This is a genomic window from Diaphorobacter sp. J5-51, assembly GCF_001023515.1.
GTDB classification, from domain to species: domain Bacteria; phylum Pseudomonadota; class Gammaproteobacteria; order Burkholderiales; family Burkholderiaceae_C; genus Diaphorobacter; species Diaphorobacter nitroreducens.
In genome coordinates this window covers 1-7,409 of sequence record NZ_JSYI01000102.1, presented here as the reverse complement: position 1 = coordinate 7,409, position 7,409 = coordinate 1, and the positions used below count along the sequence as shown (strand labels likewise).

The window sequence follows — 7,409 nt, the reverse complement described above, 5'->3', positions numbered from 1 at the left end:
GTGGAGGCCGCACGCGCCGGCGAGCAGGGCCGCGGCTTTGCCGTGGTGGCCAGCGAGGTGCGCAGCCTGGCGCAGCGCAGCGCGGGCGCTGCGCGCGAGATCAAGGAGCTGATCTCCGCCAGCGTGCATGACGTGGAACGCGGCAATGCGCTGGTGGAGCGCGCCGGCAAGACCATGGAAGACGTGGTGACCGCCGTGCGCCGCGTCAACGACATCATGGGCGAGATCAGCAACGCCAGCCGCGAACAGTCGCTGGGCGTGGCCCAGGTGGGCGAGGCCGTGAGTCAGATGGACCAGACCACGCAGCAGAACGCCGCGCTGGTCGAAGAGATGGCCGCCGCCGCCGCCAGCCTGCGCAGCCAGGCGCAGGAGCTGGTGGAGGGCGTGGCGGTGTTCAAGCTGGGCGAACGACCGCACGCCGTTGCGCTATATAATTAATAGCTTCTAGCGCTTATCCCACAAGGGTTTGAGGCCACTTTACCTCAAACCCGCAATCACCTCAGGCCTGCAGACGCGCCATCTCGGCGTCCACCGCGTCGTGGCGCTGCAGCATGGCGGGTGAGGGTTGCTTGCCCAGCTTGCTCACCAGCACCACGGCCAGCGCGCCCAGAACGAAGCCGGGCACGATCTCGTACAGCCCCAGCCAGCCGCCCTGCTTCCACACCACCACCGTCACGGCACCGACCACGATGCCGGCCAGCGCGCCGTTGCGCGTCATGCCGCGCCAGAACAGCGACAGCAGGATGACCGGCCCGAACGCCGCGCCGAAGCCCGCCCAGGCGTAGCTCACCATCGACAGCACGCGGCTGTTGGGGTTGCCCGCGATGACGATCGCCACCACGGCGATGGCGAACACCATCGCCCGGCCCACCCACACCAGCTCGCGCTGCGTGGCGTTCTTGCGCAGGAACACGCGGTAGATGTCCTCGGTCAGCGCGCTGGAGCACACCAGCAGCTGGCACGACAGCGTGCTCATCACCGCCGCCAGAATGGCCGCCAGCAGCAGGCCGGCGATCCAGGGGTTGAAGAGCTGGCGCGCGATCTCGATGAACACCGTTTCGGCATTGGCCTGCACGCCGGCGGCCTGCTGCGTGTGCACCGCGAAGTACGGGATGCCAACCAGGCCCACGGCCACCGCGCCGCCCAGGCACAGCACCATCCAGGTCATGCCGATGCGGCGCGCGCGCGGGATGGAGGCCACCGAATCCGCCGCCATGAAACGCACCAGGATGTGCGGCTGGCCGAAGTAGCCCAGGCCCCAGGCCATGAGCGAGACCACGCCGATCACGCTGGCGTTGTGCATCAGGTCGAGCTTCTGCGCACCGATCATCTCGGTGAGGCTCTGGCCCGCCTGCAGCTCGCCGGTGACGGCGAAGTAGGCCACCACGGGCGCCAGGATCAGCGCGGTGATCATCAGCGAGGCCTGGATGGTGTCCGTCCAGCTCACCGCCAGGAAGCCGCCGATGAACACGTAGGCGATGGTGCACAGCGCCCCGACCCACAGGGCTGTCTGGTATGGCAGGCCGAACATGCTCTCGAACAGGCGCGCCCCCGCCACCACGCCCGAGGCGCAGTAGATGGTGAAGAACACCAGGATCACCGCCGTGGTCACCAGGCGCAGCACGTTGGCGCCGTCCTCGAAGCGCGAGGCCAGGTAGTCGGGCAGCGTGAGGGCGTTGTTGGTGCGCTCGGTGTACAGGCGCAGCCGCGCGGCCACGAGGCGCCAGTTGAGGTAGGCGCCGATGGTCAGGCCGATGGCGATCCACGCCTCGCTCAGCCCGCTCAGGTACACCGCGCCGGGCAGGCCCATGAGCAGCCAGCCGCTCATGTCGGACGCGCCGGCCGACAGCGCGGTGACGAAGCTGCCCAGGCTGCGCCCGCCCAGGATGTAGTCGGAGAGGTCGGTCGTCGCGCGGTAGCCCAGCCAGCCGATGAACAGCATGGCCAGCAGGTAGATGCCGAAGGTGATGACGGTCGGGTCTAGCAGGTTCATGAAACGTCCAGGCCCGCGGGGCGCGCTGCGCGCCGCGAAGTCCTGCCAAAAAAGGTGGAGGAGAAGCCGGCGCGGAGGCCGGGGGCTGCCGTGCCGGCAAGCGCCGGCCAGCGAAGTGGCGCGATGATACCAGAGCCCGCGCCCAATCATTCGCCATAAAGCCGCGCTGGCGTCGTGAAACACTCCGCCGCGGCGCGCAACTGTAACTGCCGGCGGCGCAAAACCTCAGGGTTACTACTGATTTGGGGCGGCAGACAGGTACGGCGCCAGGTAGCGGCCCGTGTGGCTGGCCGCATTGTGGGCCACCTGCTCGGGCGTGCCCTCGGCCACCACGGTGCCGCCACCAGCGCCCCCCTCCGGGCCCATGTCGATGACCCAGTCGGCGGTCTTGATGACGTCCAGGTTGTGCTCGATGACGATGATGGTGTTGCCCGCGTCGCGCAGCTGCAGCAGTACCTTGAGCAGCAGGTCGATGTCGGCGAAATGCAGGCCGGTGGTGGGCTCGTCCAGGATGTAGAGCGTGCGGCCGGTGTCGCGCTTGGAGAGTTCCTGCGCCAGCTTCACGCGCTGCGCTTCGCCGCCCGAGAGCGTGGTGGCGCTCTGGCCCAGGCGGATATAAGACAAGCCCACGTCCAGCAGCGTCTGCAGCTTGCGCGCGATCGTGGGCACGTCCTTGAAGAAGGCGTGGGCGTCCTCCACCGTCAGGTCCAGGATCTGGGCGATGTTCTTGCCCTTCCACTGCACCTCCAGCGTCTCGCGGTTGTAGCGCTGGCCGTGGCACACGTCGCAGGGCACGTACACGTCGGGCAGGAAGTGCATCTCCACCTTCACCACGCCATCGCCCTGGCAGGCCTCGCAGCGCCCGCCCCCCGAGCCCTGCGCCACGTTGAAGGAGAAGCGCCCAGGGCCGTAGCCGCGCTCCTTGGCGGTGGTGGTCTCGGCCATCAGTTCGCGGATCGGCGTGAACAGGCCCGTGTAGGTGGCCGGGTTGCTGCGCGGCGTGCGGCCGATGGGGCTTTGGTCGACGTTGATGACCTTGTCGAAATACTCCAGCCCCTCGATGGTTTCATGCGCTTCGGGCTCGTCGTGCGCGCGGTAGAGCTGGCGCGCCACGGCCTTGTGCAGCGTGTCGTTGACCAGCGTGCTCTTACCCGAGCCGGACACACCCGTCACGCAGGTGAACAGTCCTACCGGGAACTGCGCGCTCACGCCCTTCAGGTTGTGCCCCGTGGCGCCCACCACGCGCAGCGCCTGCAATTGCCCCTGCGTGGCGCGGTGCTCGGCCAGGCGCTCCTTCTTGCGCAGGCTGGCAGCCGTCTCGGGAAAACGCGACTTGGGCTTCTTGTCGGGTTCGGGCGCTGCGGCGCTCTGTTGCAACACGGGCAGCCAGGGCGTGCGCCGCGCAGGCACCGGCAGGGTCTTGGCGCCGCTCAGGTACTGTCCGGTGAGCGATTGCGGGTTGGCGCACAGCTCGTCGTAGGTGCCCTGCGCCATCACGCGACCGCCATGCACGCCCGCGCCGGGCCCCATGTCCACGCAGTGGTCGGCGGCGCGGATCATGTCCTCGTCGTGCTCCACCACGATCACGCTGTTGCCCAGGTCGCGCAGCCGCGTGAGGGTGGCGATCAGCCGGTCGTTGTCGCGTTGGTGCAGACCGATGCTGGGCTCGTCCAGCACGTACATCACGCCGGTCAGGCCGCTGCCGATCTGCGAGGCCAGGCGGATGCGCTGCGCCTCGCCGCCCGAGAGCGTCTCGGCGCTGCGGTCCAGGCTCAGGTAGGACAGGCCCACGTCGTTCAGGAAGGTGAGGCGCGCGGCGATCTCGCGCACGATCTTGCCGGCGATCTCGGCCTTGGCGCCGGCCAGCTGCAGCGACGCGAACCACTGCAGCGCCTCCGCCAGCGTGCGGTGGCTCACGTCGTAGATGCCCAGCGCGGCGTCGCCCTCGCCCACCTTCACATGGCGCGCCTCGCGGCGCAGGCGTGCGCCGTGGCATTCGGGGCAGGGCTGGGCGCTGCGGTAGCGCGCGAGGTCTTCGCGCACCACGGCCGAGTCCGTGTCACGGTAGCGCCGCGCCATGTTGGGCAGGATGCCCTCGAAGGGGTGCTTCTTGACGATGGGCTTGCCCTTGTTCGGGCCGCTGTCCAGCAGGTAGCTGAAGGCGATCTCTTCCTCGCCCGAACCGTGCAGGACGACCTCGCGCACGCGTTCGGGCAACTCCTCGAAGGGCGTCTCCACATCAAAGCCGTAATGCCGCGCCAGGCTCTCCAGCATGGCGAAGTAGTAACCGTTGCGCCGGTCCCAGCCCTTGATGGCGCCGCTGGCGAGACTGATGGCGGGGAAGGCCACCACGCGCGCGGGGTCGAACACCTCCTGCTGGCCCAGGCCGTCGCACGCGGGGCAGGCGCCCGTGGGCGAGTTGAACGAGAACAGGCGCGGCTCCAGCTCAGGCAGCGAGTAGCTGCACACCGGGCAGGCGAACTTGCTGGAAAACAAGTGCTCCTGGCCCGAGTCCATCTCCAGCGCCAGTACCCGGCCGTTGCCCTCGTGCCCGCCCACCCGCAGGGCGGCCTCGATGCTCTCGGCCAGGCGCTGCTGGGCGTCGGGGCGCACCTTCAAGCGGTCGATCACCACGTCGATGTCGTGCTTCTCGGTCTTCTTGAGCTGCGGCAGGCTTTCGTGCTCGTAGATCTGCCCGTCCACGCGAAAGCGCACGTAGCCCAGCGCCTGCATCTGCATGAACAGCTCGGTGAATTCACCCTTCTTCTGGCGTGCCACGGGCGCCAGCAGCATGAGCTTGGTGTCCTCGGGCAAGGCCAGCACCGCATCCACCATCTGGCTCACGGTCTGCGACGACAGCGGCAGGCCGTGGTCCGGGCAGTACGGCGTGCCCGCGCGCGCGAACAGCAGGCGCAGGTAGTCGTGGATCTCGGTCACCGTGCCCACGGTGGAGCGCGGATTGTGGCTGGTGGCCTTCTGCTCGATGGAAATGGCCGGCGACAGACCCTCGATCAGGTCCACATCGGGCTTGTCCAGCCGCCCCAGGAACTGCCGCGCATAGGCCGACAGGCTCTCCACATAGCGGCGCTGCCCTTCGGCATACAGCGTATCGAACGCCAGGCTGGACTTGCCCGAGCCCGACAGCCCGGTGATCACCACGAGCTGGTTGCGCGGGATGTCCAGGTCGATGTTCTTGAGGTTGTGTGTGCGCGCCCCGCGGATGCTGATGCGCTGCTCGCGCAGGACCTGCGCCAGTGGGCGCCCTCCGGCCGCATCGGCAGGCGAAGGGTGGCGATCGTCGGAGGGTGGCTCGAAGGTGGGCATCGCGCGTGCCTGGAGGCAAACGCACGATGATAGGTCACCCACCCCGCCCGCGCAGAAGCCGCGGCCGGAGCGCCCTGGGCGTCAGTCTGGTAAGCCATGCAGATGCTCCCGAAAAAATAGCTGTTTGCGCTCATCTGTATTGCATCTGACCGCGATTTCATGCCCAATTCGCCACACGCCGCGATGGCCCGCCCTGCCGCGTGCGGCCCGGCCATGGGTGAGAATCCGTGCTTTGACTTGCCCCCGCGCCCGTGCCGGACACCACCACACCCACTCCGCCCTCCACCGCCATGACCCCGATGGAGCGCCGCGCCAGCGTCAGCCTGGCGCTGATCTTCGCGCTGCGCATGCTGGGCCTGTTCCTGGTGCTGCCGGTCTTTGCCCTCGAAGCCCGCAAGTACCCGGGCGGCGACGACCCCGCCCTGGTGGGGCTGGCCATGGGGATCTACGGGCTCACGCAGGCGGTGCTGCAGCTGCCGCTGGGCATGGCGTCGGACCGCTTCGGGCGCAAGCGTGTCATCGTCCTGGGGCTGCTGGTGTTTGCCGCGGGCAGCCTGCTCGCCGCGCTGGCCGACTCGGTGATGGGGCTGCTGGTGGGGCGCGCGCTGCAAGGTGCGGGCGCGGTGTCCGCCGCCGTCACGGCGCTGCTGGCCGACCAGACACGCGACGCGGTGCGCACCAAGGCCATGGCACTGGTGGGCGCCAGCATCGGGCTGATGTTCGCCATCGCCCTGGTGGCGGCGCCGCTGCTGGCCGCGCACATCGGCCTGGCCGGCCTCTTCGGCCTGACCTGCGCGCTGGCGCTGGGCGGCGTGGCCGTGGTGCTGTGGATGGTGCCGCCCGAGCCGGTGCAGCATGCCGACGCACCGCGCGGGCGCCTGGCCGACGTGTGGCGCCATGCCGACCTGCTGCGCCTGAACCTGGGCGTGTTCGTGCTGCACACGGTGCAGATGGCCATGTGGGTGGCCGTGCCGGCCCTGCTGGTGCAGGCCGGCTTGCCCAAGGACGCGCACTGGCAGGTGTACCTGCCGGCCGTGGTGCTGTCCTTCGTCGCCATGGGCGGGCTGTTTGCCATGGAGCGGCGCGGACGGCTGCGCGCGGCGCTGCTGGTCGCCATTGGACTGGTGCTGGTGGTGCAGATGGGCTTTGGCCTGCTGGCGGCCGGAGGCGCTGCGCCATCGCTGATGCCGGTGGCGGCGCTGCTGTTCATCTTCTTCTGCGGCTTCAACGCGCTGGAGGCCACGCAGCCCAGTCTGGTGTCGCGCATGGCGCCGGCCAACCTGCGCGGCGCGGCGCTGGGCGCCTACAACACGCTGCAGTCGCTGGGCCTGTTCGCGGGCGGTGCGCTGGGCGGCGCGCTGGCGAAGTGGGCGGGCGCGCCGGGATTGTTCACCGCCACCGCCGTGCTCACGGCCCTGTGGCTGCTCGTCACCTGGCCGCTGCGGCCGGTGGGACGCGGCGGCGGCCACTGATTTTTTCACCCTCCAGCGCCCCGGCGGCGTGCAAGCCGCTATGCTGCGCACCTGCGGCCTCGCAGGGGTCGCCTGTTGGACTCATCTGGCCCGGAACCCTTCCCTGCCGTCCGGGCTAAGCACAAGGATTTTTCATGGCATCCGTGAACAAAGTCATCATCGTCGGCAACCTGGGGCGCGACCCCGAGATGCGCACCTTCCCCAGCGGCGACCAGGTCGCCAATGTGCGCATCGCCACGACGGACCGCTGGCGCGACAAGAACACCGGCGAGAACAAGGAAGCCACCGAATGGCACAGCGTGGTCTTCAACGGCCGCCTGGCCGAGATCGTGGGCCAGTACCTGCGCAAGGGCTCCCAGGTCTACGTGGAAGGCAGCCTGCGCACCCGCAAGTGGACCGACCAGAGCGGCCAGGAGCGCTACACCACCGAAATCCGCGCCGACACCATGCAGATGCTGGGCAGCCGCCAGGGCATGGGCGGCGGCCAGGGCGGCGGCTATGACGACAGCGGCTACGGCGACAACGGCGGCGGTGGTGGCGGCTACGAGGCCCCGCGCCGCGCCGCGCCCGCGCCGCGCCCCGCCCCCCCCGCGGCCCGCCCCGCCCCCGCGCCCGAGGCA

5 protein-coding genes are annotated in these 7,409 nt (G+C 69.4%); 3 read left to right on the top strand and 2 right to left on the bottom strand.

The window, feature by feature from the left end; genetic code table 11:
• On the top strand, positions 1-438 hold a 438-nt coding region (locus OX89_RS13815), incomplete at its 5' end, for a methyl-accepting chemotaxis protein (RefSeq protein WP_234305569.1).
• Positions 439-499: 61 nt separating this feature from the next.
• On the opposite strand, the gene putP is transcribed toward OX89_RS13815, so the two are convergent.
• Both putP and uvrA read right to left on the bottom strand, forming a co-directional pair.
• Complete coding sequence (putP, locus tag OX89_RS13810; protein ID WP_011807144.1) at positions 500-1,993, bottom strand: sodium/proline symporter PutP; 1,494 nt, start codon at positions 1,991-1,993, stop codon at positions 500-502.
• 234 nt (positions 1,994-2,227) lie between these two features.
• Positions 2,228-5,317, bottom strand: a complete 3,090-nt coding sequence (uvrA, locus tag OX89_RS13805; RefSeq protein WP_047351045.1) for an excinuclease ABC subunit UvrA — start codon at positions 5,315-5,317, stop codon at positions 2,228-2,230.
• 290 nt (positions 5,318-5,607) lie between these two features.
• Between uvrA and OX89_RS13800 the strand changes: the two genes are divergently transcribed.
• Complete coding sequence (locus OX89_RS13800; RefSeq protein WP_047351047.1) at positions 5,608-6,789, top strand: MFS transporter; 1,182 nt, start codon at positions 5,608-5,610, stop codon at positions 6,787-6,789.
• 134 nt (positions 6,790-6,923) lie between these two features.
• On the top strand, positions 6,924-7,409 hold a 486-nt coding region (gene ssb / locus OX89_RS13795; protein WP_047351044.1), incomplete at its 3' end, for a single-stranded DNA-binding protein.

What these genes read in the sequence shown, in the direction of transcription:
- putP (WP_011807144.1), bottom strand. Translation starts at nt 1,993, where the DNA reads ATGAACCTGCTAGACCCGACCGTCATCACCTTCGGCATCTACCTGCTG.
- uvrA (WP_047351045.1), bottom strand. Translation starts at nt 5,317, where the DNA reads ATGCCCACCTTCGAGCCACCCTCCGACGATCGCCACCCTTCGCCTGCC.
- OX89_RS13800 (WP_047351047.1), top strand. Translation starts at nt 5,608, where the DNA reads ATGACCCCGATGGAGCGCCGCGCCAGCGTCAGCCTGGCGCTGATCTTC.